At 65.2% G+C, this 24,206-nt stretch carries 25 protein-coding genes and 1 riboswitch; of the genes, 8 read left to right on the forward strand and 17 right to left on the reverse strand.

Annotated features, from left to right (window positions below; translation table 11 throughout):
* Positions 1–52: 52 nt before the first annotated feature.
* On the reverse strand, positions 53–1,231 hold the full coding sequence (metZ, locus tag OE856_RS11085) for an O-succinylhomoserine sulfhydrylase (RefSeq protein WP_263716182.1): 1,179 nt from the start codon (positions 1,229–1,231) through the stop codon (positions 53–55).
* 48 nt (positions 1,232–1,279) lie between these two features.
* Positions 1,280–1,357: riboswitch (SAM riboswitch) on the reverse strand.
* A gap of 116 nt (positions 1,358–1,473) precedes the next feature.
* Here metZ and OE856_RS11090 point away from each other — a divergent pair.
* Complete coding sequence (locus OE856_RS11090; RefSeq protein WP_263716183.1) at positions 1,474–2,184, forward strand: glutathione S-transferase family protein; 711 nt, start codon at positions 1,474–1,476, stop codon at positions 2,182–2,184.
* On the opposite strand, the gene OE856_RS11095 is transcribed toward OE856_RS11090, so the two are convergent.
* The 3 genes from OE856_RS11095 to ftsY are packed head-to-tail and all read right to left on the reverse strand — an operon-like array spanning position 2,175 to position 4,995.
* Positions 2,175–2,780, reverse strand: coding sequence for an inner membrane-spanning protein YciB (locus OE856_RS11095; RefSeq protein WP_263716184.1), 606 nt, complete (start codon positions 2,778–2,780; stop codon positions 2,175–2,177). The genes OE856_RS11090 and OE856_RS11095 overlap by 10 nt on opposite strands.
* Positions 2,781–2,791: 11 nt before the next feature.
* Positions 2,792–3,694, reverse strand: a complete 903-nt coding sequence (locus OE856_RS11100) for a DMT family transporter (RefSeq protein WP_263716185.1) — start codon at positions 3,692–3,694, stop codon at positions 2,792–2,794.
* A complete protein-coding gene (gene ftsY / locus OE856_RS11105; RefSeq protein WP_263716186.1) occupies positions 3,691–4,995 on the reverse strand; it encodes a signal recognition particle-docking protein FtsY in 1,305 nt (434 codons plus the stop codon). The genes OE856_RS11100 and ftsY overlap by 4 nt, the downstream gene beginning before the upstream one ends.
* A gap of 130 nt (positions 4,996–5,125) precedes the next feature.
* Here ftsY and OE856_RS11110 point away from each other — a divergent pair, with 130 nt between their 5' ends.
* Together OE856_RS11110 and OE856_RS11115 are read left to right on the forward strand one after the other, a co-directional pair.
* Entirely contained in the window at positions 5,126–6,151 is a 1,026-nt protein-coding gene (locus OE856_RS11110; protein WP_263716187.1) for an alkane 1-monooxygenase, read from the forward strand.
* Positions 6,097–6,591, forward strand: coding sequence for a hypothetical protein (locus OE856_RS11115; RefSeq protein ID WP_263716188.1), 495 nt, complete (start codon positions 6,097–6,099; stop codon positions 6,589–6,591). The genes OE856_RS11110 and OE856_RS11115 overlap by 55 nt, the downstream gene beginning before the upstream one ends.
* Before the next feature lie 3 nt (positions 6,592–6,594).
* On the opposite strand, the gene xseA is transcribed toward OE856_RS11115, so the two are convergent.
* A complete protein-coding gene (gene xseA / locus OE856_RS11120; RefSeq protein WP_263716189.1) occupies positions 6,595–8,073 on the reverse strand; it encodes an exodeoxyribonuclease VII large subunit in 1,479 nt (492 codons plus the stop codon).
* Positions 8,074–8,144: 71 nt separating this feature from the next.
* Here xseA and purD point away from each other — a divergent pair, with 71 nt between their 5' ends.
* Positions 8,145–9,407 (forward strand): phosphoribosylamine--glycine ligase, encoded by a 1,263-nt coding sequence (gene purD, locus OE856_RS11125; RefSeq protein ID WP_263716190.1) that lies wholly within the window; start codon positions 8,145–8,147, stop codon positions 9,405–9,407.
* A 158-nt stretch (positions 9,408–9,565) separates the two neighbouring features.
* Here purD and OE856_RS11130 read toward each other — a convergent pair whose 3' ends face one another.
* On the reverse strand, positions 9,566–10,255 hold the full coding sequence (locus tag OE856_RS11130; protein ID WP_263716191.1) for an FG-GAP repeat domain-containing protein: 690 nt from the start codon (positions 10,253–10,255) through the stop codon (positions 9,566–9,568).
* Positions 10,255–10,578 (reverse strand): (2Fe-2S)-binding protein, encoded by a 324-nt coding sequence (locus tag OE856_RS11135; RefSeq protein WP_263716192.1) that lies wholly within the window; start codon positions 10,576–10,578, stop codon positions 10,255–10,257. The genes OE856_RS11130 and OE856_RS11135 overlap by 1 nt, the downstream gene beginning before the upstream one ends.
* A 156-nt stretch (positions 10,579–10,734) precedes the next feature.
* Here OE856_RS11135 and OE856_RS11140 point away from each other — a divergent pair, with 156 nt between their 5' ends.
* Complete coding sequence (locus OE856_RS11140; protein WP_263716194.1) at positions 10,735–11,241, forward strand: peptidoglycan-binding domain-containing protein; 507 nt, start codon at positions 10,735–10,737, stop codon at positions 11,239–11,241.
* Between the two features lie 48 nt (positions 11,242–11,289).
* Here OE856_RS11140 and OE856_RS11145 read toward each other — a convergent pair whose 3' ends face one another.
* The 7 genes from OE856_RS11145 to OE856_RS11175 form a co-directional block, all read right to left on the reverse strand.
* Entirely contained in the window at positions 11,290–12,792 is a 1,503-nt protein-coding gene (locus tag OE856_RS11145; RefSeq protein WP_412174884.1) for a Do family serine endopeptidase, read from the reverse strand.
* Positions 12,793–12,919: 127 nt separating this feature from the next.
* Complete coding sequence (locus OE856_RS11150; RefSeq protein WP_263716195.1) at positions 12,920–13,114, reverse strand: DUF2065 domain-containing protein; 195 nt, start codon at positions 13,112–13,114, stop codon at positions 12,920–12,922.
* Positions 13,114–13,983, reverse strand: coding sequence for a protease modulator HflC (gene hflC / locus OE856_RS11155; protein ID WP_263716196.1), 870 nt, complete (start codon positions 13,981–13,983; stop codon positions 13,114–13,116). Before hflC ends, OE856_RS11150 begins: the two co-directional genes overlap by 1 nt.
* A 3-nt stretch (positions 13,984–13,986) precedes the next feature.
* Positions 13,987–15,123: an FtsH protease activity modulator HflK gene (hflK, locus tag OE856_RS11160; protein WP_263716197.1), complete on the reverse strand. Its 1,137-nt coding sequence runs from the start codon at positions 15,121–15,123 to the stop codon at positions 13,987–13,989.
* 65 nt (positions 15,124–15,188) lie between these two features.
* Entirely contained in the window at positions 15,189–16,547 is a 1,359-nt protein-coding gene (gor, locus tag OE856_RS11165) for a glutathione-disulfide reductase (protein WP_263716198.1), read from the reverse strand.
* 17 nt (positions 16,548–16,564) lie between these two features.
* Entirely contained in the window at positions 16,565–17,347 is a 783-nt protein-coding gene (gene rpiA / locus OE856_RS11170; RefSeq protein ID WP_263716199.1) for a ribose-5-phosphate isomerase RpiA, read from the reverse strand.
* 81 nt (positions 17,348–17,428) lie between these two features.
* A complete protein-coding gene (locus tag OE856_RS11175; protein ID WP_412174885.1) occupies positions 17,429–18,124 on the reverse strand; it encodes a thiamine diphosphokinase in 696 nt (231 codons plus the stop codon).
* A gap of 104 nt (positions 18,125–18,228) precedes the next feature.
* On the opposite strand from OE856_RS11175, the gene OE856_RS11180 reads away from it, so the two are divergent.
* Positions 18,229–20,373: a hypothetical protein gene (locus OE856_RS11180; RefSeq protein ID WP_263716200.1), complete on the forward strand. Its 2,145-nt coding sequence runs from the start codon at positions 18,229–18,231 to the stop codon at positions 20,371–20,373.
* 55 nt (positions 20,374–20,428) lie between these two features.
* Here the strand turns inward: OE856_RS11180 and OE856_RS11185 are convergent, their stop codons facing one another.
* Entirely contained in the window at positions 20,429–20,665 is a 237-nt protein-coding gene (locus OE856_RS11185; protein ID WP_263716201.1) for a DUF2842 domain-containing protein, read from the reverse strand.
* Complete coding sequence (locus OE856_RS11190) at positions 20,665–21,960, reverse strand: adenylosuccinate synthase (RefSeq protein WP_263716202.1); 1,296 nt, start codon at positions 21,958–21,960, stop codon at positions 20,665–20,667. Before OE856_RS11190 ends, OE856_RS11185 begins: the two co-directional genes overlap by 1 nt.
* Positions 21,961–22,098: 138 nt before the next feature.
* Between OE856_RS11190 and OE856_RS11195 the strand changes: the two genes are divergently transcribed.
* On the forward strand, positions 22,099–22,497 hold the full coding sequence (locus OE856_RS11195; protein ID WP_263716203.1) for a DUF6524 family protein: 399 nt from the start codon (positions 22,099–22,101) through the stop codon (positions 22,495–22,497).
* A 3-nt stretch (positions 22,498–22,500) separates the two neighbouring features.
* On the opposite strand, the gene OE856_RS11200 is transcribed toward OE856_RS11195, so the two are convergent.
* On the reverse strand, positions 22,501–23,433 hold the full coding sequence (locus OE856_RS11200; RefSeq protein ID WP_263716204.1) for a carbon-nitrogen hydrolase family protein: 933 nt from the start codon (positions 23,431–23,433) through the stop codon (positions 22,501–22,503).
* A gap of 147 nt (positions 23,434–23,580) precedes the next feature.
* Here OE856_RS11200 and secG point away from each other — a divergent pair, with 147 nt between their 5' ends.
* The gene (gene secG, locus OE856_RS11205) at positions 23,581–23,949 is read left to right on the forward strand and encodes a preprotein translocase subunit SecG (protein ID WP_263716205.1); all 369 of its coding nucleotides are present in this window, start codon (positions 23,581–23,583) and stop codon (positions 23,947–23,949) included.
* The last annotated feature ends 257 nt before the right edge of the window (positions 23,950–24,206 follow it).

The raw sequence follows: 24,206 nt of genomic DNA on the forward strand, positions 1-24,206 counted from the left end.
GCTTGGCGCGAATTTACCAATGTCTCATGTCCGATACGCGCCCGCAGGCGGATCAGATCATTTTCAGCGCCGAGGTGATGTCAGTCAGCAGGTCATCGGCATCTTCCAGCCCCACCGACAGCCGCACCAGGCCGGGCGCGATGCCCAGCAGGTCTTTCTGATCCTGCGGCAGGCGCTGGTGGGTGGTGGTCGCCGGATGGGTGATGATGCTTTTGGCGTCGCCCAGGTTGTTCGAGATCGTCACGATCTCGAGCGCGTTCAGAAAGCGGAACGCGCCGGCCTGTCCGCCTGTCACCTCAAGCGACAGAACCGTGCCGCCAGAGCCGGTCTGGGCCATGGCCAGATCGTGCTGCGGATGTGCCTTGAGGCCCGGATAGATCACCCGCGACAGCTTGGGGTGGCCTTCCAGGGCGGTCGCCAGTTTCAGCGCGCTGTCGGCCTGGGCGCGCACGCGCAGGTCCATGGTTTCCAGCCCCTTGAGCATGACCCAGGCGTTGAACGGGCTGAGCGCGCCGCCGGTATGTTTCAGGTAGGGTTCCAGTTTGCCGCGAATATAGTCGCGGCTGCCCAGCACGACGCCGCCCAGACAGCGCCCCTGCCCGTCGATATGCTTGGTGGCCGAATAAACCACCACATCGGCGCCCAGCGCGAAGGCGTTGGAAAAGACCGGCGTTGCGAACACGTTATCAACGATCACGATCGCGCCCACCGCATGGGCCAGGTCACAGACCGATTTCAGGTCGATCACCTCGAGCGTGGGGTTCGACACCGATTCAAGGAACACCGCCGCCGTGCCGGGGCGCAGCGCGGCGCGCCACTGATCCAGATCGGTGCCGTCGACCAGGGTGATCTCGACCCCGAAACGGGCCAGGATGTCTTCGAGGATATAGAGGCACGACCCAAACAGCGCCCGCGCCGCGACCACGTGATCGCCGGCCTTGACCACGCTGGTCAGCGCGCCGTTGACGGCGGCCATGCCCGATGCGGTGGCAAAGGCATCCTCGGCACCTTCCAGCGCGGCGATGCGTTCCTCGAACATGCGCACGGTCGGGTTGCCGTAACGGGCATAGATGAATTCATCCTCGCCCAGTTCGACAAACCGGGCCTCGGCCTGCTCGGCCGTGTCATAGACGAACCCTTGCGTCAGATAGATCGCCTCGGCCACCTCGCCATACTGGCTGCGGCGGATCCCGGCGTGGATCTGTTGCGTGCGTTTGCTCCACTTTGACATCGCGCGTCCCCTTTGCGCCAAATAAAAAACCCCCGACCGGTAAAGGCGGGGGCATTTTCCCTGACCTCTTTAGCGGAATGTTTTACGTGGCCCGCAATCCGGTAACAACTCGCCACATCGGCGGCATACTCCTGGCGCGACGTCACGTCAAGCTGTCGGCCATGGCGGGCTCACGCGAAGTTGCAGCGGCGCGGCTTGCGTGCGGGGGGAAAACCCTCAACTTGGTTCGGGAAGGAGCCGCCATGACACAGCCCATCGCGTTCTATTACTGGCCGACGCCCAATTGCTGGAAGATCTCGATCGCCCTGCTTGAGATGGGCCTGTCGTTTGACCTGCGCCCGGTGAATATCGGCAGGGGCGAACAACACGCGCCCGAGTATCTGGCGATTTCCCCCAATGCCAGAGTGCCCGCGATCACCGACCCCGACGGCCCCGGCGGCGCGCCGGTGTCGATCTTTGAATCGGGCGCGATCTTGCAATACCTGGCGCGCAAGACCGGGCGGTTCTACGGCTCGGACGAACGTGACCGCATCACCGTCGATCAGTGGCTGATGTGGCAGATGGGGGGGCTTGGCCCCATCGCAGGGCAATCGCATCATTTCCTGAAATACGGCCCCGAGATGGACCCGCCCATCGACATTCCCTATGCCAAGGCACGGTTCAAGACCGAGGTGTCGCGGCTATACCAGGTGCTGGACCGCAGGCTGGCCGACAACGAATTCGTGGCGGGTGATTTCATGTCGATCGCCGATTTCGCCATCTGGCCGTGGATCTTTCGCCACCCGCGCCAGCAGCAGGTGCTGTCGGACACGCCCCATGTCGAACGCTGGTATCACATGATGCACGCCCGCCCGATGGTGCAGGCCGGGCAGCAACTTGCGGCCGGGAAAGAGCTGGATATCGGCGCCGACAAAGAGGCGCAAAAGGCGCTGTTCGGCGGGTCTCAGGCCTGATCGTCGGGCTGGGCCGCGTGTTTCTGGATTACGCCGCCCTGGGTCATGAAAAAGGCAAAGATCGCAATGGGCAGGCCGAAGGTCTTGAAATTGACCCACATGTCAGTGGACATCGTGCGCCAGATCGCCTCGTTCGCGATGGCCAGCGCCACAAAGAAATACATCATCCGGCGGGTCAGAATGGTCCAGCCCTCGGGCGTTAGCGGCATGGCGCCGTCCAGCACGTAGGACAGGTAGGATTTGCCCCGCATCAGCCCCCAGCCCAGCGCGCCCGCGAACAGCGCGTAGATCATCGTGGGCTTCATCTTGAAGAAGCGTTCGTCGTTCAGCCAGACGGTCAGCCCGCCAAAGATCACCACCAGCACCGCGGTGACGATCTGCATCTTCGACACATGGCCGGTCAGTTTCCACAGCAGCCAGGTCGAGATCAGCATGACCGGGATGAACCCGGCCGTGACCATGATGAACCCGTCATATTCGGTGCCGCCGATGGTGAAGGTCTTGTCACGCAGCAGGATGTAGCCCGCGAAAAACGCGACGATCGGGCCCATTTCCAGGGCGAATTTCAGTGTCGATTTGCCTGCCGGTTTGCTCATCACGTTTTTCCTTATGCGCCCATCTCAACTATCACGGCACCGGCTGCGATCAAGGCCATCAAGGCCAATCGGCGCGGGCCGACCTTTTCTTTCAGCACGATCCAGCCAATCAGCGCGGCAAACACGGTCGATGTCTCGCGCAGCACGGCCGCCTCGCCGACCTTGTCCAGTCGGGTGGCCATCATGACCGAGCCGAAACTGGCATAGGCCACCAGCGCGCCGGCAAACCCGCGCCGCACCAGCGGCCCCAGCGCCGGGCGATGCACCATCGCGCGCAGCCTGAGTGCCGCCAATATGGGAAAGTCGAAGGCGGTGATGAAGAAAAACCAGGCCAGAAAGGTGAACGGGTCGGGCGTGGCGCGGATGCCGAACGCGTCATAGGTGGTGTAAAGCGCGACCAGCGCGCCGGTGCCTACCGCCAGCCACAGCGCGGGCACCAATGTTTCGCGCCCCACGTCGACATGGATCAGGTTATAGGCCGCCAGCCCGAAAATACCGCCCAACAGAACCGCAACGCCCAGCCACTGCACCGGCGTGAAGGTTTCGCCAAAGATCAGCCAGGCGCCGAACACTGCGAACAGCGGCCCGGTTCCGCGCACCACCGGGTAGACGACCGTGAACGCCCCCCGCGAAAACGCCAGCGCGACGCCCAGCTTATAGGCCAGGTGGATCGGGATCGTGCCCAGAAGGATCAGCCATTCAACGCCCTGCGGGTGCGGCACCACGAACAGCGCGATCGGGGCCGACAGGATCAGCAGCCAGGCGTCGATTGCGCCGCGGCTGAGCCAGGGATCATGCCGCCCCTTTTGCAGCGCCCCGAAGACCGCGTGCAGAAAGGCCGCCGACAGCGCCAGGATCAGCGCAAGCTGTCGCCCCTCATCAGTGCCCGCGATCGAGACCAGCCAGTCGCTCAACCAGCCTCAACCCCGGCCAGCGCCTTGGCGAAATCCTCGGGGTCAAAGGGGGCAAGGTCGTCGATCTGCTCGCCCACGCCGATGGCATGGATCGGCAGGCCGAACTTGTCGGCCAGCGCCACCAGCACGCCGCCCTTGGCGGTGCCGTCGAGTTTCGTCATCACCAGGCCCGACACATCGGCCAGTTTCTGGAAGGTCTCGACCTGGTTCAACGCGTTCTGCCCGGTGGTCGCATCCAGCACCAACAGGGTGTTATGCGGCGCGTCGGGGTCTTTCTTGCGGATGACGCGGACGATCTTGGCCAGTTCCTCCATCAGGTCCTGACGGTTTTGCAGACGCCCGGCGGTGTCGATCATCAGCAGGTCGGCGCCATCGGCCTGGGCCTTGGTCATCGCGTCAAAGGCCAGGCTGGCGGGGTCCGACCCTTCGGGCGCGGTCAGCACCGGCACCCCGGCGCGATCACCCCAGACCTGCAACTGTTCCACGGCGGCGGCGCGGAACGTGTCGCCCGCGGCGATCACCACGTTCTTGCCAGCGGCGCGGAACTGGCTGGCCAGCTTGCCGATCGTGGTGGTCTTGCCAGAGCCATTGACCCCCACCACCAGCACCACCTGCGGCTTGCTGGGATAAAGCGGCAGCGGGCGGGCGACCGGTTCCATGATGCGGGTGATCTCGGCGGCCAGCAGGCGCTTGATCTCGTCGACCGACAGCTTCTTGCCAAAGCGGCCCTCGGCCATGTTGGCGGTGACGCGCAGGGCGGTATCGACGCCCATATCGGCGGTGATCAGCAGCTCTTCGAGCTGTTCCAGCATGTCGTCATCCAGCACGCGGCGCTTGACGACCTGCGGGGCGGATTTGCCAAAAATGCGACCCAGAAAGCCCGGCTTGGCCGCGCCGGGGCTGACCTCGACCGTGCCGCGGCCCATATCGGGCAGCTCGACCGGGGTGTCCATCGGCATCGGGTCGGTCTCGAGCGGCAGCTCGAGGGGCATGTCGATCTCGACATCGTCGCTGCCCGGATCGGGCAGGTTTTCCGGCTCTTCCTCGGGCGCGGGTTCCGGTTCAGGCATCGGGTCCGGCATCGGCTCGGGGTCGGGCATCGGCACCGGCTCGGGCATGGGCTCGGGTTCGGGTGTGGGTTCCGGGCGCGGGGTCGGTTCCGGCGCAGGCGTCGGTTCGGGCGCGGTCGGGGTTTCGACCGCCTCTTCGACGCCGCCGTCATCGACAATGGCCTCCAGCCCCTCATCCAGTTTGGACGAGGATTTGAACAGCCGTTCCTTGAGCTTTGAAAATAGTGCCATGCGCGCCTCCGCTTAAGCGCTGATTTAATCGCAATTCCCGCCCATTGGAAGGGAGCGCGGCCAGAAACCGCGCGGGGCTGGCGCATCGTGCGGCTTTGGCCCATTCTGCCCGCAAAGCAGAGACCCGCGCATGACCACCCGCCCGATCACCTTTTTCGCCCTCGCCACGCTGGCGCCCGTGCCCCTGCTGGGGCTGGGGGCGACGTTCGGCGGGGCGTGGATCTGGGCGGCGCTGATCTACATGACACTGTTTGCCGGGCTGGCCGACCGGGTGATGGCGCGGCCCGAACCCGACGCGCCCGAGGGGGCCGAGTTTCCCGCCGCCGACCAGTTGTCGGCCCTGCTGGCGGGGCTGCATTTCGTGCTGCTGGGCGCGGGCATCTGGGCCGTGTCGGGCGCCAGCGGCCTCACGCCCGGCGCGCGTATTGTGGCGTTTTTTGCCTTTGGCCTCTTCTTTGGCCAGGTCAGCAATTCCAACGCGCATGAGCTGATCCACCGCCCCACACGCGGGCTGCACCGGCTGGGGATGTGGGTTTTCGTCTCGCTCATGTTCGGGCATCACACATCCGCGCATCCGCTGGTACATCACCGCCATGTCGGCACGCCTGCCGACCCCAACACCCCGCGCGGTGGCGAGGGGTTTTATCGCTTTTTGCCGCGCGCATGGATCGGATCGTTCCGCGCGGGCCTGCGGGCCGAGCGCGTGCTGGGGCGGCGCGGGCGCTATGCCACCTATATCGGCGGGGGGCTGGGCCTTTTGGCGCTGAGCTATCTGGCCTTTGGGCTGGCCGGGGCGCTGGCGCATCTGGCGCTGGCGGGACACGCCAGCGCGCAGCTGCTGTTGTCGGATTACGTGCAGCATTACGGGCTGTCGCGCCCCCGGCTGGAGAATGGCAAATACGCCCCCGTCACCGCCGCGCATAGCTGGAACGCGCCGCATCGGTTTTCCAGCCACCTGATGCTGAATGCGCCGCGCCATTCCGATCACCACACCCACCCCGCGCGCGCCTATCCGGCGCTGCACCTGCCCGGCCCCGACGAGGTGCCGACCCTGCCCCACAGCCTGCCGGTGATGGGGGCGATCGCGCTGGTGCCGCCGCTGTGGCGACGCATCATGAACCCGCGCGCCGCGCGCTGGCAAAACCGCGCCACCTGACGCAGCCGCCGCTGGCGCTGCGGGCCGCAACCTGTCATTGTCACGCCATGCGCCTGCCCCTGATCCTTGCCCTTTTTGCCGCGATGCCTGCACTGGCCGAGACCCCGATCTCGGCCGCCGAGTTCGATGCCTATACCCGCGGCAAGACCATGTTTTATGGCCGTGACGGCGTACCCTATGGCGCCGAGCAATACCTGCCCAACCGCCGCGTGATCTGGACCTTTCTCGACGGCGAATGCCAGGAAGGCACATGGTTCGCCGAGGGCGAGCAGATCTGTTTCGATTACGGCAATGGCTCGCCCCTGCAATGCTGGCGCTTTTTCCTGAACAATGGCGGGCTGAGCGCGCAATTCGAGGATGGCACAACGACCACGCCTCTGGTCGAGGTCGAACAGACCCCGCAACCGCTCTGGTGCCCCGGCCCCAAGGTCGGGGTCTGATCCCTAGAACAGGCTGCCCTGTTCGGGCGGCTTCTTGGGCATTGCCTTTTTCGCGGGCTTGCCGCCCACCGCAAAGCGCCCGTCGCGGAACTGGATCTCCAGCGCGGTTGCGGCCTCGGCCGCCACACGGGTGGTGATCACCTGCTCGCCCGAGCGCACCACCGCATAGCCGCGCGCCAGGGTTTCCTCGTATCCCAGGCTCATCCGCATCCGTTCCAGCGCGGCCAGACGGTCGCGCCGCTGGCCCAGATCGGCGCGGGCGACAGCGGCCAGCCGGGCCGCGACCTGATCCAGATCGCGGCGTTTCTGGGTGATGTCACGGGTCAACGCCTCGGGCCGCAGGCGGCTGATGCGGGCCTCCAGCCGGTCACGCTTGGCGGTGATGGCATTGCGCAACAGGCCGGGGCGCAGATGCGCGGCGGCCTCGGCCAGTTTTACCCGGCGACGCTGGGTGGCGGCGCGCAGGGCCGGGTCCAGCCGGTCGCCCCATTTGTCCAGCCGTTGCCGCGCGCCTTCGACCAGTTGCTCGGGCCGGGGCAGCGCCCGCGACAGATCGGCCAGCCGCTGACGGCGCAGCAACACCGCCTGCCCCATGCCGCGCGTCATCCGCGCGCCCTGGTCATCGACCCAGCCCAGCAGTTCCAGCCGCACGGGCACGGCCATCTCGGCGGCGGCGGTGGGCGTGGGCGCGCGCCGGTCGGCGGCGAAATCAATCAGCGTGGTGTCGGTTTCGTGCCCCACGGCGGAAATCAGCGGAATGTCTGACGCCGCCGCCGCGCGCACCACGATTTCCTCGTTGAAGCCCCACAGATCCTCGATCGAGCCACCGCCGCGCGCCACGATGATCAGATCGGGCCGGGGCAGTGCGCCGCCGGGCGTCAGGGCGTTGAAGCCCTCGATCGCGCGCGCCACCTCGGCGGCGCAGTTTTGCCCCTGGACGGCGACGGGCCAGACCAGAACCTTGCGCGGGAAACGGTCGCGCAGCCGGTGCAGGATGTCGCGGATCACCGCGCCCGACGGTGACGTGACCACCCCGATCACCTCTGGCAGAAACGGCAGCGGCTGTTTGCGCTCGGGCGCGAACAGGCCATCGGCGGCCAGCGCCTTCTTGCGCTTTTCCAGCATCGCCATCAGCGCGCCCTCGCCCGCCGGTTCGACATTGTCGACGATCAGCTGATAGCGCGAGCCGCCCGGAAAGGTGGTCATGCGGCCGGTAGCGATGACCTCCATCCCCTCTTCGGGCTGCACGGCCATACGCGCGACCTGACCCTTCCAACTGACGGCATTCAGAACCGCGCGGTCATCCTTGAGATCGAAATACAGATGCCCCGAGCGCGGCCGCGACACCCGCCCCACCTCGGCCCGGACACGGACATAGCCAAACTCTCCCTCGAGCACACGTTTCACCGCCCCCGAGATTTCCGAGACGGTATATTCATGCGCATTCTGGCCGGGGCCGGCGTCTTCGATCAGGTCTGACATGGCTGCTCGCTTGTCTTGTGCTGGTGCACAGCTTAGAACGCCGCAAACCGAAGGCCAAGCAGGGGCATCCCATGAATATTCTCATTCTCGGCAGCGGCGGGCGCGAACACAGCCTTGCCTGGGCGATCAAACAGAACCCGAAATGCGACCGGCTGATCGTGGCGCCGGGCAATGCCGGCATGGCCGAGATCGCCGAATGCGCGGCGCTGAACATCGAAGACGGCGGCGCGGTCGCCACATTCGCCGAGGAAAACGCCATCGATTTCGTGGTGATCGGCCCCGAGGCGCCGCTGGCCGCCGGTGTGGCCGACCGCCTGCGCGCGGCAGGGTTCCTGTGCTTTGGCCCCTCGAAAGAGGCCGCACGCCTTGAGGCCTCGAAAGGCTTTACCAAGGAAATCTGCGACGCCTGCAACGCGCCCACGGCTGGGTACGCCCGGTTCACCGAGGCGGAACCGGCCAAGGCCTATATTCGCGAACAGGGCGCGCCCATCGTGGTCAAGGCCGATGGCCTGGCCGCCGGCAAGGGCGTGATCGTGGCGATGGATCTCGACAGCGCGCTCGATGCCATCGACGACATGTTCGGCGGCGAGTTCGGCGCGGCTGGCGCCGAGGTGGTGATCGAGGAATTCATGGAGGGAGAAGAGGCCAGCTTCTTCATCCTCTCAGACGGCAAGAACATCCTGCCCGTGGGCACCGCCCAAGACCACAAGCGCGTGGGCGACGGCGATACCGGCCCCAATACCGGCGGCATGGGCGCCTATTCGCCCGCGCCGATCATGGATGCGTCGGTCACGCAAAAGGCGCTGGACGAAATCGTGCAGCCCACCGTCGATGAAATGGCCCGTCGCGGCACCCCCTATCAGGGCGTGCTTTACGCCGGCTTCATGATCAAGGACGGCCAGCCGCGCCTGGTGGAATACAACGTCCGCTTTGGCGACCCGGAATGCCAGGTGCTTATGATGCGGCTGGGCGCTCAGGCGCTTGACCTGCTGCTGGCCTGCGCCGAGGGCAAGCTGGACGAGGCCCAGGTGAACTGGGCCGATGACCATGCGATGACGGTGGTCATGGCCGCGAACGGCTATCCGGGTGCCTATCAGAAAGGCTCGGAGATCCGGGGGCTTGATGCCCTGCCCGAGGACAGCATGAACATGGTCTTCCACGCCGGCACCAAAGAGGTCGACGGCAAGATCACCGCCAATGGCGGCCGCGTTCTGAACGTCACCGCCCGCGGCACTACCCTGCAAGAGGCCCGCGATCGCGCCTATGCCATGGCCGAGGCCATCGACTGGCCCGAGGGATTCTATCGCAAGGATATCGGCTGGCGCGCGCTGTGACCTGATTGAGACCGGCCCCTTGGGCCGGTCATTCTTCTTGCCTCGCGGCCCAAGGGCCGCTCAGGTGCCTCCGGCGGGGATATTTCCCCGAAGAAGAAGCCCCTGTCTTCTTTTTCGCATAAATATCCCGGGGTCCGGGGCAGAGCCCCGGTTCCGCCCTAATCGGCCTTGCAGGCGGCGGCGTCAGGCAGGCTGCGGGTCTTCAATTCGCGGCTGCTGAGGGTGCCGTTTTGAAACCGGGTGGCAATCACGCGTGACCAGTCGGCATTGGCGGTGATGATCTCGGGGCCCTGGCCGCAATCGCGGATGCCGCCCGAGATGAAATCCTGCCCGATCCGGTGGTTGGTCAGGCCTGGTTTCTCGGCCACCAGCGTGAGGGTGCCATTCTCAAACCGCCAGACCCGCAGCAGTTTCGCCAGGTGCGGGCGGTCGATATAGGCGATCTCGATACGGCCATCGCCATCGAGATCGGCCGCGCCCAAGGGCGCAAGCCAGCGATGCGGGCGGCCGATAAAGGGGGTAGCGGCGATCAGGCCTGTTTCGCCATAGACCGCTAGGCGCGCACCCAGTGACAGGTCGGTTTCGACCGTGATGACCTCGGGCGCGCCGTCGCCGTCAAGATCGGCAAGGCGCGGGGCGAGGTCTTCGAACACGCGGGTATCGGGCAGAACGATGCGGCGTTTACCAGCCGGGGTCGTCAGTTCCAGCGCGCCCCATTCCAGCGCATCGCCCAGCACGGCGTGGTCGTAGCGGGCGGTTGGGTCGGTATAGCGGGCGTCGGTGATCTGGGCCTGCGCCGCCCCGGAGAAGAGCAGCGCCAGAGCGGCAATGACGCCCGCGCCGCGCATCAGATCTGTTTTTCGGGCAGGTTGACCACCAGCCCGTCCAGCGCGTCGGTGACCTTGATCTGGCAGGTCAGGCGCGATTTGCCCGGTTCGGGGCTCCAGGCGAATTCCAGCATGTCTTCTTCCATCGGATCGACCCCATCGAGCCGCGCGTACCAGTCCGACGGGATATAGGCGTGGCAGGTGGAACAGGCGCAGGCGCCGCCGCAGTCGGCCTCGATGCCCGGAACGCCATTGTCGCGGGCGCCTTCCATCACGGTCAGCCCGTTGGCCACGTCCACCACATGTTCGGTGCCGTTGTGCTCGATATAGGTGATCTTTGCCATCTTTACCCTCTGAACCTTCGCAGTATCGGGGGGTGACATAGTGCAGCTTGGCCGCAAAGGCCAGAGACCCCACGCATGTTTGACCACGGGGCTTTTGCCGGGGGGGCGATCTGGCTATGATCGCGGGAAAACCGGCACAGCCAGAACGAGCAGAGAATGATCCATCATCGCCCCGCCCTTGCTGGCCTTGGCCTGTGCCTGCTGGCCGCCTGCCAGGGGATCGACGCCCGGCCTGCCCTGACGGGCAACGCCCCGCTTGGTGCGCCGCTGGGCACCTGCTGGTCACGGGTCGAAACCCCCGCGGTGATCGAGACCGTGACCGAGCAGACCCTGCTGAGCCCGGCCGAGACCACACCCGAGGGGCTGGTGCTGGAGCCCGCGCGCTATCGCACCGAGACCCGGCAGCGCATCGTGCAGGATCGCAAGACCACCTGGTTCGAGACCCCCTGCCCCGCCGCCCTGACGCCAGAGCTGGTCGCCAGCCTGCAACGGGCGCTGAACGCGCGCGGCTATCATGCGCCGATCAGCGGGGTGATGGACGATGCCACGCGCCAGGCGGTGCGGCGCTATCAGGCGGTCAACGGGCTGGATAGCGCCGATCTGTCGCTGGACACGGCGCGCAAGCTGGGGCTGGTGGCCTATCCGCGCGAGGCACGTCCCTAGCGTGAAAAGGGCGCCCGAAGGCGCCCCGTTTCGTGATTTCGTGGTGGCTTACTTGTCGGCTTCGACACCCAGCGCCACAAAGCGCGGGTCGCCCTGACGGCGGATCAACAGCAGCAGCGATTTGCGCCCGGCATCGCGGGCCTCGGTCACACGGGCCTCGAAATCTTCAAGCGAGGCGATCTGCTGCTGGCCGGCCTCGGTGATGACATCACCGGCGCGCAGGCCCTTTTCATAGGCTTCGCTGACCTGGTCGACATCGGTCACGACCAGGCCGTCGATGCCGGGGGCGACATCAAGCTGGGCGCGCATCTCGTCGGTCAGGGGCGTCAGCGTCAGGCCGAGGGTCTGCATTTCCTGCGGCTCGGCGGGGGTGTCGGGCGAGGCTGCGGCAGGCACGGCGCCTTCGGCCACTTCGCGGCGGCCCAGCGTGACCTTGAGGGTCTGGGTGCCGCCGTCGCGATAGACGACCACGCGAGCGCTGCTGCCGACGGTGCTGTTGCCGACCATGCGCACCAGTTCACGCGTATCGGCCACGTCGACCCCATCAAAGGACAAGATCACATCCCCCGACTGAATGCCGGCCTCGCGGGCGGGGCCTTCGGGCACATCGGTGACCAGCGCGCCGCCGGCCTTTTCCAGACCCATGGCCTCGGCCACGTCGGCTGTGACATCCTGGATGCGCACGCCCAGCCAGCCACGGCGGGTTTCGCCGTATTCCTTAAGCTGATCGACCACGTTGGTCACAACGTTCGAGGCCATCGAGAACCCGATACCGATCGAGCCGCCATTGGGCGACAGAATGGCGGTGTTCACGCCGATCACCTGGCCATCCATGTTGAACAGCGGGCCGCCCGAGTTGCCCCGGTTGATGGCGGCATCGGTCTGGATGAAATCGTCATAGGTGCCGGTCAGGGCGCGGTTACGGGCCGAGATGATGCCGGCAGACACCGAAAAGCCCTGGCCCAGCGGGTTGCCCACGGCCATGACCCAGTCGCCCACACGGGCCACGTCGCTGTTGCCAAAGGGTACAAAGGCCAGCGGCGTGTCGCTTTCGACCTTGAGCAGCGCGATGTCGGTCTTGGGGTCGGTGCCGATCACGGTGGCGTCCAGAACGATGCCCGAGAAGAACTCGACCTTGATCTCATCGGCCTTCTCAATGACGTGGTTGTTGGTGACGATGAACCCGTCCTCGGAGATCACGAAACCTGATCCCAGCGCCTGGCTGCGGCGCTGGCGGGGGCCATTGCGTTCACCCTCGGGGTTCATGAAATCGCGAAAGAAATCCTCGAAGGGCGATCCTTCGGGCAGTTGCGGCCCCGGCCCGGTCGAGGTCGAAACCGTGGTCGAGGTGGTGATGTTGACCACCGCCGGGCTGACCTTGTCGGCCAGATCGGCGAAACTGTCGGGCGCGCCGCGGGCATGGGCCGTCATGGCCTGCGCCAGCAACAGCGCGATGGCCAGCAGCATGCCGGCAAAGGCGCGGATCGGCCAGGACCGGTCCTGATAGGCAAGAGCGTGGGAATTCAACGTCGGTTCCTCCTGTCTGCTCATTCGGCGCCTTCGGGCGGGCACTGGCCCCGGCGCATCTTCGGTTCGATAAGAAGATGGTTACCGCCCGGGTGCAATTCAAAGCCATGTCGCGCCATGTCACATGGGTGTGAAGACTTGGGTGATCTTTTCAGGCCCCAAGCCCGCGGGCAAGCCAAACCAGCGCCACACCCAGCGCAATCGCGCCAAGGCCCAGATATCGGCGGGTTTCCACCGGTATTTCCGCCAGCGCGGCCAGCAGGTCCTCGAGACGCGAAGGGGCCAGTGCGAACACCAGCCCCTCGACAACCAAGACCAGCCCGAGGGCCAGAATGATCATTCCCATCACGGGCGATCGGCCTGCTTGAGATAGTTGAAGAACTCGCTGTCAGGCGACAGGACCATCGTCGAGTTGCTGCCCTGCAATGCCCGGCTATAGGCCGTGAGCGAACGGTAGAATTCAAAGAATTCGGCGTCCGCGCCATAGGCATCGGCAAAGATCGCGTTGCGTTCGGCATCGGCTTCGCCTCGGGCGATTTCCGACTGGCGGCTGGCATCCGAGACCAGTTCGACCACGGTCCGGTCAGCCTGGGCGCGAACGCGCTGTGCGGCTTCTTCACCGCGGGCGATCTCGTCGGCGGCCTCGCGTTCACGTTCGGCCCGCATCCGGGCAAAGGTGGCGGCAAGGTTCTGCTCGGGCAGGTCGGTGCGTTTCAGGCGCACGTCGATGATGAGCAGGCCCAGATTGCTGGCCTCTGAAATTGCCGAGTTCCGGATGCGCAGCATCAGCGCGGCACGATCGGTGCTGAGGATATCGTTCGAGTTGACCGAACCCAGAACCTCGCGGGTAGCGGCGCGCAGGATACGGTCAAGACGATCCTCGGCGGACCGGATGCCGCCGGTACCAACGGCCTGGCGGAACTGTTCGACATCGGCGATACGATAGCGCGCAAAGGCGTCGACCACCAGGCGGCGGTCATCCAGCGGGGTGACCTCCAGCTCGGCAGTTTCGAGGCTGAGAATACGGTCGTCGTAATAGACGACTTCCTGGATCAGCGGGATCTTGAAGGACAGGCCCGGGTCATCCTTGACGGCCACAACACGGCCGAATTGCAGAACCAGCGCGCGCTGGGTTTCCGTCACGATAAAGATCGACGACAGCGCGGCGGCCACGATGAGTACCAGAACTGGCAGGAAGAAGGTTATCTTTTTCATGGCTCAGTTCTCCCCCGATTTTCTGAGTTCGTTGAGCGGCAGATAGGGAACAACCCCCTGCGCACCCTCACCGCCATCGAGAATGATCTTGTCGACGTCACCCAGAACAGCCTCCATCGTTTCCAGATAGAGACGCTTGCGCGTCACCTCGGGGGCCTTGCGGTATTCTTCCAGAACGGCGGTGAAACGGCTGGCCTCACCCTGAGCCTCGTTGACGACCTGGGCGCGATAGGCCTCGGCCTCTTCCAGTTTCTGCGCAGCTTCACCGCGCGCACCGGCCACAACCCGGTTGGCATAGGCGTCAGCCTGTTTTTCCAGACGGTCGCGTTCCTGCTCAGCGGCCTGCACCTCGCGGAAGCTGTCGATCACCTCGCGCGGGGGGTCGGCCTTGTCAAAGTTGACACGCACGACATTCATGCCGCTTTCATAGCTGTCCAGCGTCGTCTGGATCAGTTCCTGCAGGCGTACGGCGATGATGCCGCGGTCACGGTTGAGGATCGGCGCCAGTTCCGACTGGGCGATGATCTCGCGCATGGCCGATTCAGCCACGGCCTCGATGGTTTGCTGCGGGTCGCGCAGGTTGAACAGGAACTTTTGCAGATCGTTGATGTTCCAGACCACCTGGAAATCGATGTCGACGATGTTCTCGTCGCCGGTCAGCATCAGCCCTTCGCCGCCACCGCTACGGCCCAGGCCGATTTCAACGGTACGTTCGCGGGTGACGGCCTCGATCTGTTTGGTGACCAGCGGCCAGGGGGCAAAGTTCAGACCCGGATTGCCGGTTTGCGAGTATTTGCCCAGGAACAGTTCAACCGACTGTTCCTCGGGCTTGACGGTGTAGAAAGAGGCAAGCCCCCACAACACCACCGCGCCCAAGACGCCCAGGCCGATCGTGCCACGGGTAAAGGCCGGACCACCCGAACCGCCGCCGGGACCACGCCCGCCACGGCCACCGCCGCCACGTCCGCCCATCAGCACCTTGAGCTGCTCTTGGCCCTTTTTCACCAGTTCGTCGATTTCGGGGATCTGCGGATCGCGCCCGCCGCCGGGACCACGCCCGCCGCCAGGGCCGCCAGACGGGCCCTGCCCGTCATTGTTCGAGCCGCCGCCCCCCCAGGGGCCGCCGTTATTTCCAGCCATAGGGTCTTTTCCCTCTCGTCGCGTTCTTTATCGTTTCACTCAACTTGGTCACATCAACATGAAAATCAAGCCACACGCGTGGGTGTCTTCATCGTAACCAGCTCTTCGGACATTGTCGGGTGCACCGCAACGGTGCGATCGAAGTCTTCCTTGGTGGCGCCCATCTTGATCGCGATGGCGGCCAGTTGGATCATCTCGCCGGCATTGGGCGCGACAATATGACAGCCCAGAACCTTGCGGGTTTCGCGGCTGACGATCAGTTTCATCAGCACGCGGTCCTCGCGCCCGGCGAACAGGGTCTGCATCGGGCGGAACGCGGCCGAGTAAACCTCGATCGGCTCGCGCTCGCGGGCCTCTTCCTCGGTCAGGCCGACGGTGCCCAGCTCGGGCTGGGTAAAGACGGCGCTGGCGACCAGGTCGTGATCGGGCTTGGTGGGGCGGCCGTGAAAGACGGTTTCGACAAAGGCCGCGCCTTCGCGGATCGCGACAGGCGTCAGGTTGATGCGGTCGGTCACATCGCCCACGGCATAGATCGAGGGCACCGAGGTCTGGCTATAGTCATCCACGACCACCTCGCCCTTGCGGCCCAGCTTGACGCCGGCCTCGGCCAGGCCCAGCCCGTCTGTATTAGGGTTGCGACCGGTGGCATACATCACAACGTCATAGGTATCGTCATGGCCGGTGGTGGATTTCACCGCGATGCCGTCCGGGGTTTTCTTCATCGACACGACATCGGTGCCGACATGCAGGTTGACGCCGCCGCTGGTCATCTGGTCGGCCACATGGCCGCGCGCCTCGTCGTCAAAGCCGCGCAGCACCTGCGCGCCGCGATAGAATTGCGTCACATCGACGCCCAGCCCGTTCATGATGCAGGCGAATTCACAGGCGATGAACCCGCCGCCCACGATCAGCATCTTTTTCGGCAGCGCGTCCAGCAGGAACATCTCGTTCGAGGTCACGGCCAGATCAGAGCCGGGGAATTCCGGCACGAAGGGCCGCCCGCCGGTGGCCACAAGGATATGCTTGGCGGTAAAGACCTGGCCGTTGGCCAGCTCGACCGTATGGGCGTCTTTCACAACGGCGCGGGTATGAAAAATTTCAACCCCGGCATTGCCCAGGTTGCGGGTATAGATGCCCTCGAGCCGGGTCAGTTCGGCATGCAGGTTGGTCTTGAAGCGCGACCAGTCGAACGCGCCGCTGGTCACGTCCCAGCCATAGGCGCGGGCGTCTTCGAACGCGGGCGTATAGCCCGAGGCGAACACCATCAGCTTTTTCGGCACGCAGCCCCGGATCACGCAGGTGCCGCCCATGCGGTATTCTTCGGCCAGCGCCACCTTGGCGCCCGCTTCGCTAGAGGCAAGGCGCGCGGCGCGCACCCCGCCCGAGCCGCCGCCGATCACGAACAGGTCGTAGTCAAAACTCATGAAACAAGAGGCCCCTTTCAGAGGTCAGCAAACAGGTTTTCGTTGTCCAGAAAGTCGATCCTGTCTTCTTCGACAGTGCCCTCGTTGATATCGCGGACCTCGACCTTTCCGTCGCCGTGGCCAATGACCACCACATCGCAGATATCAATGAACAGCCCGTTTTCAACCACGCCGGGGATCTGATTGACCACCAGCGCCAGCTGGCGGGCGTTTCCGATGCGTTTGAGATGCATATCGACGATGAAATTGCCCTCGTCGGTGACGAAAGGCGCATCGCCGTTCATGCGCAGCGTGGTATCGCGGCCCATGACATCAAGGTTGATCAGGGTTTCCTCGATCAGCGCCTTGGTGGTCTGCCAGCCAAAGGGAATGACCTCGACCGGCAGAGGGAAGGCGCCCAGTTGGCCCACCTCTTTGGCGGCGTCCGCGATCACGATCATCTGGTCACTGGCGGTGGCCACGATCTTTTCCTGCAACAGCGCACCGCCGCCGCCCTTGATCAGGTTCAGGTCGGCGTCGAATTCGTCGGCCCCGTCGATGGTGACATCCAGCCATTTGGCTTCGTCCAGGGTGATGACCTCGATGCCCACCTGGCGGGCCAGTTCGGCGGTGCGGGTCGATGTCGGCACGCCGCGGATCTTGAGACCATCGTCGCGCACCATCTCGCCCAAGCAGCGCACCAGCCATGCGGCGGTCGAGCCGGTTCCCAGCCCCACGCGCATCCCGCTTTCAACGAAATTTGCGGCCCGTTTGGCGGCCGCGAACTTGGCCTTGTCGATGGGGGAAAGCTCTCCGGTCATGGCATGTCTCCTGTGTCACCCGCAGACCTTATAAGAGATGTGCCGGGGCGCTGCGAGGGGCAATTACGCTGCAAGGCCCGATCAGACCAGCGCCGCCACGGCCGCGCCCAACCCAGCGCGATCCAGCAGCACGATCATGCCGGGCGCGTCGAACCCCAGCGTGACCGGCCCGCCCTGGGCCTGGTTCGAGGTGCCGACCCGCCCGCCGGGGGTGAATTCGATACCGTCGATCGGCCAATACAGCCCGGTACTGCGCCCGGTGATCGGAGCCATCGGAAACAGCGAAACCCGCGCGTCCCTGGGCAGATCAAGGGTCAGTTGCGGCGGCGCCAGGAACACCACGTCGCTGTCGGATATCAAAATGCAGCGCCGATCGGAATGGCGGTGCAGTACGTTCAGCGCGGCCAGCATGTGATCGGCACGCGGCCCCAGCATACCCAGCCCCAGCACCAGCGGCGCGTCGATATTGCGCAGGGCCTTGTCGAAATCGGTGCTGTCCTGTTCGGGGATGTGGTGCAGGCGCCCGGGCGCGATGGCCGCCCTTGTCTGCGGCGAAATTGAATCCATATCCCCTATGACGGCCTTGGGCACATGACCCAGCGCCAGCGCCCGGTCGGCCCCGCCATCAGCGGCAACCAGACAGGGCGCAAGACTCAGCGCCTCGGCCAGATCGGTGCCCCGGCACGCGCCCCCGCCCAAAAGCGTCACGGCGCCCTTTGATTGAAAGATATGGCTCATATAGCCGGAAATACTGCGAAAATCGGTGAATGACCACATTCCTGACATGATTAATCCCCCCAAATTTCCCAGTTCTGTTGAATTTGAAGAAACGGCCTGTGGTAAACAGGTCGATGCAGGCTTCGGAAGAGAGTGAGACGCACATGGTCGGAACGAACAAAATCCTGACGGTGTCCTATGGCACCTTCTCGTGCACGCTTGAGGGATTTGACGATTCTTTCGGCACCATGAAGGCGATCGCCGAATATTTCCGCGATCTCGCGGCCGATGACCGCTATTTCGGGGCCGAACCGCCGACCCCCGACGCCGAGATGCTGCAACGCATCGCCCAGCGCGAGATCCGCCAGCGGGTCGAGGCCTATGTCGGGAATGAGGGCGTGCATCTGCGGGCCGATCAACAGGGCGCGCTGCCGGCCCAGGCGCCTGCGCCGCAACCGGCCCCCGCCCCGCAACAAGCCGCCCCCGCGCCGCAACCTGCACCTCAGCCCGCCCCGGCCCCCGTTCAAGCCGCGCCCGAACCTGCACAAGGCGATGACCTGGGCTCTGTCGCGGCCAAGCTGGCCCGCATCCGTGCCGTTGTCGACACCACGCGCAGCGCCCCCGCGGCCCAGCCCACGCCGGTTGCCGAAGCCGCACCCGTTCTCGAAGAGCAGCCCGCCGAGGAACCGGTGGTTGCCGAAGAAGAGATCGCTGCCGAGCCCGAAGTCGAGATCGACGTCGAGGACACGCCCGTCGAGATGACCGAAGAGGTCTCTGACGAGGACGAGGACGACGAGATCGAAGAGGACGCCGCCGAACTGGCCGAGCCCGAGATCGAAGAGATCGAAGAGGACGAGCAAGAGGTCGCTCTTGAGCAGGAGATCGAAGAAGAGACCCCTGCCGAGGACGAGCTGACCGTCGAAGCCGAGGCCGAGGATGACCTCGAAGAGGACGAACCGGTCGCCGAAGAGATGGAAGAGCCGATCGAGGCTGCGGCCATTCTTGACGAGATCGAGGACGAGGACGAGCTGGATGACAGCGCCTTTCTTAACGCGCTGTCGAACTCGCTGGCCGCCACGGGCGATGACAGCGACGATGACGACGATGACTTTGACGACGACATGGAGTTCGACGGCGAAGACGAAATCGACGCCCCCGCCGAAGAGATCGCACCCGCCCCGCAGCCGGTGGCCGCGCGCGAGGTCGACGAAGACGACGAGGACGAGGACGACTACCAGCCGCGCGCGCCCCGCGACGCCAACCAGCTGGACGAAATGCGCCGCCGTCGCCGCGAGCGCCTGCGCGCCGAGGCCCGCGCCCTGCGCGAGATGGACGACGATAATGACGACCGGCAAGAGGCCGCCGTGCGCGCCCGCGCCCGGGTTCTGAAAGTCGGCCAAGACGATCTGGACGCGCTGCGCCACGAGCTGACCAGCGCCCCGGCCGACGAAGCTTATGACGACGATTTCGACGCCGAAGAGGCCGAGATCCTTGAGGATATCCCGCCGCATCTGCTGAGCGACACCGACGAGGCCGACCTGATGGCCGAGCTGGACGAGCTGGAGCAGGATACCCGCAGCGCGCCGAAAAAACCCAAGGGTGCCCTGGCGCGCCTGCGTTCGGTCGGTCTGAACAGCGACGACGCGTCGGTGTCGCGGCTGGTGAACGAAGTGAATACCAAGATGGACGGCGCCGAGAGCCGCCGCCGCCTGTCGGCCATCGCCCATCTCAAGGCCGCCGTGGCCGCTACGATGAGCGACCGCGCGGGCAAGACCCAGGCCGACCGCAAGGCCGAGGACGAGGCCGAGCGCAGCCCCTATCGCGATGACCTGGCCAAGGTCGTGCGCCCCTCGGCGCGCAAGCCCGAGACCGCGTCGCCGAAGATGCCGCCGCTGATGCTGGTGTCGGAACAGCGTATCGACACCCCGCGCGCCGGTGCCAAGATGGCTCATGCCAGCCGTGGCAACCTGGCGCTGCGCGCGATCGAGGATGACGAGCCGGGCGCCGGCAACATCTTTTCCGACGATGACAGCTTTGCCGATTTCGCCGACCGCCACGGCGCCCGCAGCCTGACGCAACTGCTTGAGGCCGCCGCCGTCTATTGCGTGGCGATCGAGGGGCAGCCCAGCTTTACCCGCCCGCAGGTGATGGAGATCGTCGCCGAGGCCATGCCCGAGGAACCCAGCCGCGAGGATTGCCTGCGCGCCTTTGGGGCGCTGTTGCGCGACAACAAGATCACCAAGATCAAACGCGGCCAGTTCACGGTTTCTAAATCGTCGCGCTATATGCCCGAGGGCTATGACGATTGACCCTTCGGGGACGCGTGATCAGTAAGGGAAACGGCAGGCCACTGGCCTGCCGTTTTCATTTGTCCGTCTGGTCGGGGGCGGCGTCGGGGTCAGCCTGGCCCACCCCGCGAAAGATCACCTTGAAGGGCAGCACCCAAATTACGCCCAGCCCCACGTAAACCGCCAGCTCAAGCAAGAACGGCGGGCGATCGAACATGCCGATCACCGTGACCGCCGCGATGATATACAGCGGCATCCACACCAGCAGCACGATCAGCGCCACACGGCGGCGGGCTTTGTAGCTCAGCGCCATCAGTCAGCGAACGGATCGGTGACAAGGATGGTGTCGTCGCGCTCGGGGCTGGTCGACAGCAATGCCACCGGGCATTCGATCAGCTCTTCGACGCGGCGGACATATTTCACCGCGTTGGCGGGCAGATCGGCCCAGCTGCGCGCGCCTTCGGTCGATTCCGACCAGCCGGGCATTTCCTCGTAGATCGGGGTGCAGCGCGCCTGCTGATCCGCGGCGGTGGGCAGGTAATCCAGCCGCTCGCCGTCCAGGTCATAGGCAACACAGATTTTCAAGGTTTCGAACCCGTCCAGCACGTCCAGCTTGGTCAGCGAGATACCGTTGATGCCGTTGATGGCACAGGTCTGGCGCACCAGCGCGGCGTCGAACCAGCCGCAGCGGCGCTTGCGCCCGGTGGTGGTGCCGAATTCATGGCCGCGCTCGCCCAGGCGCTGACCGTCATGGTCGAACAGCTCGGTCGGGAACGGGCCTTCGCCCACGCGGGTGGTATAGGCCTTGACGATGCCCAGCACGAAATCGATCGAGTTGGGGCCGATACCCACGCCGGTGGCGGCCTGTCCGGCGATCACGTTCGACGAGGTGACGAACGGATAGGTGCCGAAATCGATATCCAGCAGCGAGCCCTGCGCGCCCTCGAACAGGATGCGTTTGCCGGCCTTGCGCTTTTCGTTCAGCACTTTCCACACCGGGGCGGCATAGGGCAGGAGTTGCGGGCCGATTTCTTTCAGCTGGGCGATCAGCGCGTCGCGGTCGACGGGCTCGATGCCCAGACCCTTGCGCAGCGGATCATGGTGTTGCAGGGCGCGATCGACGCGGGCGATCAGGGTCGCCTCGTCGGCCAGATCGGCCACGCGGATGGCGCGGCGGCCAACCTTGTCTTCATAGCAGGGGCCGATGCCGCGACCGGTGGTGCCGATCTTGGTGCCCTTGCTGGCGGCCTCTTCGCGGGCGCGGTCCAATTCGCCATGGATGGGCAGGATCAGCGGGGTGTTCTCGGCGATCATCAGGGTTTCGGGGGTGATCTCGACGCCCTGAGCGCGGATTTTCTCGATCTCGCCCATCAGGTGCCAGGGGTCCAGCACCACGCCGTTGCCGATCACCGACAGCTTGCCGCCGCGCACCACGCCCGAGGGCAGCGCGTGCAGCTTGTAGACCTTTCCGTCGATCACCAGCGTATGGCCGGCGTTGTGACCGCCCTGAAAGCGCGCGATCACGTCGGCGCGCTCTGACAGCCAGTCCACGATCTTGCCTTTTCCTTCGTCACCCCATTGGGCGCCGACGACGACAACATTGGCCATAGTAGATCCTTGCGATAGAGGCAAACCGGGCACCGTATAGACCCCCACAGCCCCGCGCGCAAACGGGATTTTTTCTTGGTGCCGGGCTGGACAGAGGCGCGCGCTTGCGCCACGACAGGAAAAAACCCGGAGTCACAGATGGCAGGCCTTATTCTGCGCTGGGCATTTGCGTTTGTATTGCTGAGTGCCACGTTCAACCCCACGCAATGGAATTACGTCCAATGGGCGCGCGGCGCCTATCACGACAGGCTGTCGCTGACGGTGCTGGTGGGGCTGATTCTGCTGGTGTGCTACATCATCTATCTACGGGCGACGCTGCGCTCGATCGGGGCGTTCGGCATGTTGCTGGTCGGCGCGGTGGTGGCCGCGCTGATCTGGGTGCTGATCGACCTGGGCCTGCTCTCGCTGGACCGGCCGACGCTGAACACCTGGCTGGGGATCTTTGCCCTGTCGGTGGTTCTGGGCATCGGCCTGGGATGGAGCCTGGTGCGCAGGCGCCTGTCGGGCCAGGTCGATATCGACGATGTCGAGGAATGACCCCTAGTCGAACCTGACCGGCGGCAGCGGGCGGCGATCGACGCTGAATTCAAACAGATCGGGCCGCGAGTAATGCCCGGCCACATCCAGCGACCGGCGGGCGCGGCGGGCGGCCTCGATGTCGATATCGGCATAGAGGATGGATTTCTCGCGCCGGTGCGGCCCGGCAACGATGCCGCCCATCGGGCGCACCACCACCGCATCGCCGTCATTGACCCATTCGTCATCCTTGAACAGCGTGTCGCGTTCGGGAAAGTCGGCGGGCACATCGCTGCCCTGCATCGCGGTCGCCGTACCGATCACCCAACAGCCGCCCTCCTTGGCGATGTGCTGCATGGTGGCGATCCAGCTGTCGCCTGCATCCCATGTGGGGGCGACGAATATCTCGATATCCTGGGCATAAAGGGCATAGCGCGACAGGGGCATGTAGTTTTCCCAGCAGATCAACCCGCCAAGACGGCCCAGCGGCGTGTCGACCACCCGCAGCCCCGAGGCATCGCCCATGCCCCAGACCATGCGTTCGGGGTTGGTGGGCATCAGCTTGCGGTGCCGGTTCAGGATCGCGCCATCGGGGCCGATCACGACGATGGTGTTGAACAGGGTGGTGCCGCTGAACTGGCCGTCGCGCTCATTCAGCCCCATCACCACGGTCACACCGGCGCGGGCCACGGCCTTGCAGAACGGATCAAGGTCGCCCGCCGCCAGATCGACCGAGTTCTCGCGCAGCCGGGCGTGCAATTCGCCCGACAGGGCCATGTCGCCGCCCGGTCGCAGACGCCACACCCATGTCGGATAGCCCGGCAGGTAGGCCTCTGGATAGACCACCAGCTGCGCGCCGGCGCTGGCCGCCTCTTGCAGCGACGTGATTGCCGCCTCGATTGATGCTGCACGGTTCAAAAGAACCGGCGGGCGTTGAACGACTGCGATCTTGGTCATGGTTTTGTCCCCCTGCCCCAGACTAGCAGGAACCGCACCTTTTGTCGCCCGTCGCACTTGACCACCCTGATCATGCATCCGAGGGGTTGCGACCGGGCGCACTTGCGCCTAGATAGACCCGTCAAACAACGCCGGACCCGTGCGCCCATGGAAAACGTCATTCTTATCGTCCACCTGATCCTCGCCCTGTGCCTGATCGGAATCGTGCTGCTGCAACGCTCCGAGGGCGGTGGCCTTGGCATGGGTGGCGGCGGTGGCGGCGTGATGTCCAGCCGCTCGACCGCGACCGCACTGGGCAAGCTGACCTGGCTGTTCGCGATCGCCTTCATCATCACCTCGATCGGCCTGACCGTCATCGCGGCCGATAAATCGTCGGACAGCTCGGTTCTTGACCGTCTTGGCGACCGCGCCGAAGATGCCGCCGAGGATGCCCCGGCCGCGCCGGGTACCGGCCTGCTGCCGCAGCTGCCCGCGGCCGACCCGAACGCGCCGCTGACGCCGCCGCGCGCCGAGTAAGGCACCAACGATCCAATTGCATTCACGCCGCCCCCGGGGGCGGCGTTTTCATTTGCACCCCACCGGCGCGGGGAATCGCGATGCCGCCCCGCCCCGGCAGTGGCGCGGGTAAAAAAAATCACGAAAAAAATCTTTGCGCGCACCGCCCCGCCCGCCCCTGGTGCAGCCCCAAAACGGCGTTCATTCCCCAAAAAACAGCGCCTTGCCGCCCTGACCACGCATTGCGGGGCCGATCTGGCGGCCCACAACATATCGGG

The organism is Actibacterium sp. XHP0104, assembly GCF_025751515.1.
Classification (GTDB): domain Bacteria; phylum Pseudomonadota; class Alphaproteobacteria; order Rhodobacterales; family Rhodobacteraceae; genus Actibacterium_D.

What these genes read in the sequence shown, in the direction of transcription:
- metZ (WP_263716182.1), bottom strand. Translation starts at nt 1,231, where the DNA reads ATGTCAAAGTGGAGCAAACGCACGCAACAGATCCACGCCGGGATCCGC.
- OE856_RS11090 (WP_263716183.1), top strand. Translation starts at nt 1,474, where the DNA reads ATGACACAGCCCATCGCGTTCTATTACTGGCCGACGCCCAATTGCTGG.
- OE856_RS11095 (WP_263716184.1), bottom strand. Translation starts at nt 2,780, where the DNA reads ATGAGCAAACCGGCAGGCAAATCGACACTGAAATTCGCCCTGGAAATG.
- ftsY (WP_263716186.1), bottom strand. Translation starts at nt 4,995, where the DNA reads ATGGCACTATTTTCAAAGCTCAAGGAACGGCTGTTCAAATCCTCGTCC.
- OE856_RS11110 (WP_263716187.1), top strand. Translation starts at nt 5,126, where the DNA reads ATGACCACCCGCCCGATCACCTTTTTCGCCCTCGCCACGCTGGCGCCC.
- xseA (WP_263716189.1), bottom strand. Translation starts at nt 8,073, where the DNA reads ATGTCAGACCTGATCGAAGACGCCGGCCCCGGCCAGAATGCGCATGAA.
- purD (WP_263716190.1), top strand. Translation starts at nt 8,145, where the DNA reads ATGAATATTCTCATTCTCGGCAGCGGCGGGCGCGAACACAGCCTTGCC.
- OE856_RS11130 (WP_263716191.1), bottom strand. Translation starts at nt 10,255, where the DNA reads ATGCGCGGCGCGGGCGTCATTGCCGCTCTGGCGCTGCTCTTCTCCGGG.
- OE856_RS11135 (WP_263716192.1), bottom strand. Translation starts at nt 10,578, where the DNA reads ATGGCAAAGATCACCTATATCGAGCACAACGGCACCGAACATGTGGTG.
- OE856_RS11140 (WP_263716194.1), top strand. Translation starts at nt 10,735, where the DNA reads ATGATCCATCATCGCCCCGCCCTTGCTGGCCTTGGCCTGTGCCTGCTG.
- OE856_RS11145 (WP_412174884.1), bottom strand. Translation starts at nt 12,792, where the DNA reads ATGAGCAGACAGGAGGAACCGACGTTGAATTCCCACGCTCTTGCCTAT.
- OE856_RS11150 (WP_263716195.1), bottom strand. Translation starts at nt 13,114, where the DNA reads ATGGGAATGATCATTCTGGCCCTCGGGCTGGTCTTGGTTGTCGAGGGG.
- hflC (WP_263716196.1), bottom strand. Translation starts at nt 13,983, where the DNA reads ATGAAAAAGATAACCTTCTTCCTGCCAGTTCTGGTACTCATCGTGGCC.
- hflK (WP_263716197.1), bottom strand. Translation starts at nt 15,123, where the DNA reads ATGGCTGGAAATAACGGCGGCCCCTGGGGGGGCGGCGGCTCGAACAAT.
- gor (WP_263716198.1), bottom strand. Translation starts at nt 16,547, where the DNA reads ATGAGTTTTGACTACGACCTGTTCGTGATCGGCGGCGGCTCGGGCGGG.
- rpiA (WP_263716199.1), bottom strand. Translation starts at nt 17,347, where the DNA reads ATGACCGGAGAGCTTTCCCCCATCGACAAGGCCAAGTTCGCGGCCGCC.
- OE856_RS11175 (WP_412174885.1), bottom strand. Translation starts at nt 18,124, where the DNA reads ATGTGGTCATTCACCGATTTTCGCAGTATTTCCGGCTATATGAGCCAT.
- OE856_RS11180 (WP_263716200.1), top strand. Translation starts at nt 18,229, where the DNA reads ATGGTCGGAACGAACAAAATCCTGACGGTGTCCTATGGCACCTTCTCG.
- OE856_RS11185 (WP_263716201.1), bottom strand. Translation starts at nt 20,665, where the DNA reads ATGGCGCTGAGCTACAAAGCCCGCCGCCGTGTGGCGCTGATCGTGCTG.
- OE856_RS11190 (WP_263716202.1), bottom strand. Translation starts at nt 21,960, where the DNA reads ATGGCCAATGTTGTCGTCGTCGGCGCCCAATGGGGTGACGAAGGAAAA.
- OE856_RS11195 (WP_263716203.1), top strand. Translation starts at nt 22,099, where the DNA reads ATGGCAGGCCTTATTCTGCGCTGGGCATTTGCGTTTGTATTGCTGAGT.
- OE856_RS11200 (WP_263716204.1), bottom strand. Translation starts at nt 23,433, where the DNA reads ATGACCAAGATCGCAGTCGTTCAACGCCCGCCGGTTCTTTTGAACCGT.
- secG (WP_263716205.1), top strand. Translation starts at nt 23,581, where the DNA reads ATGGAAAACGTCATTCTTATCGTCCACCTGATCCTCGCCCTGTGCCTG.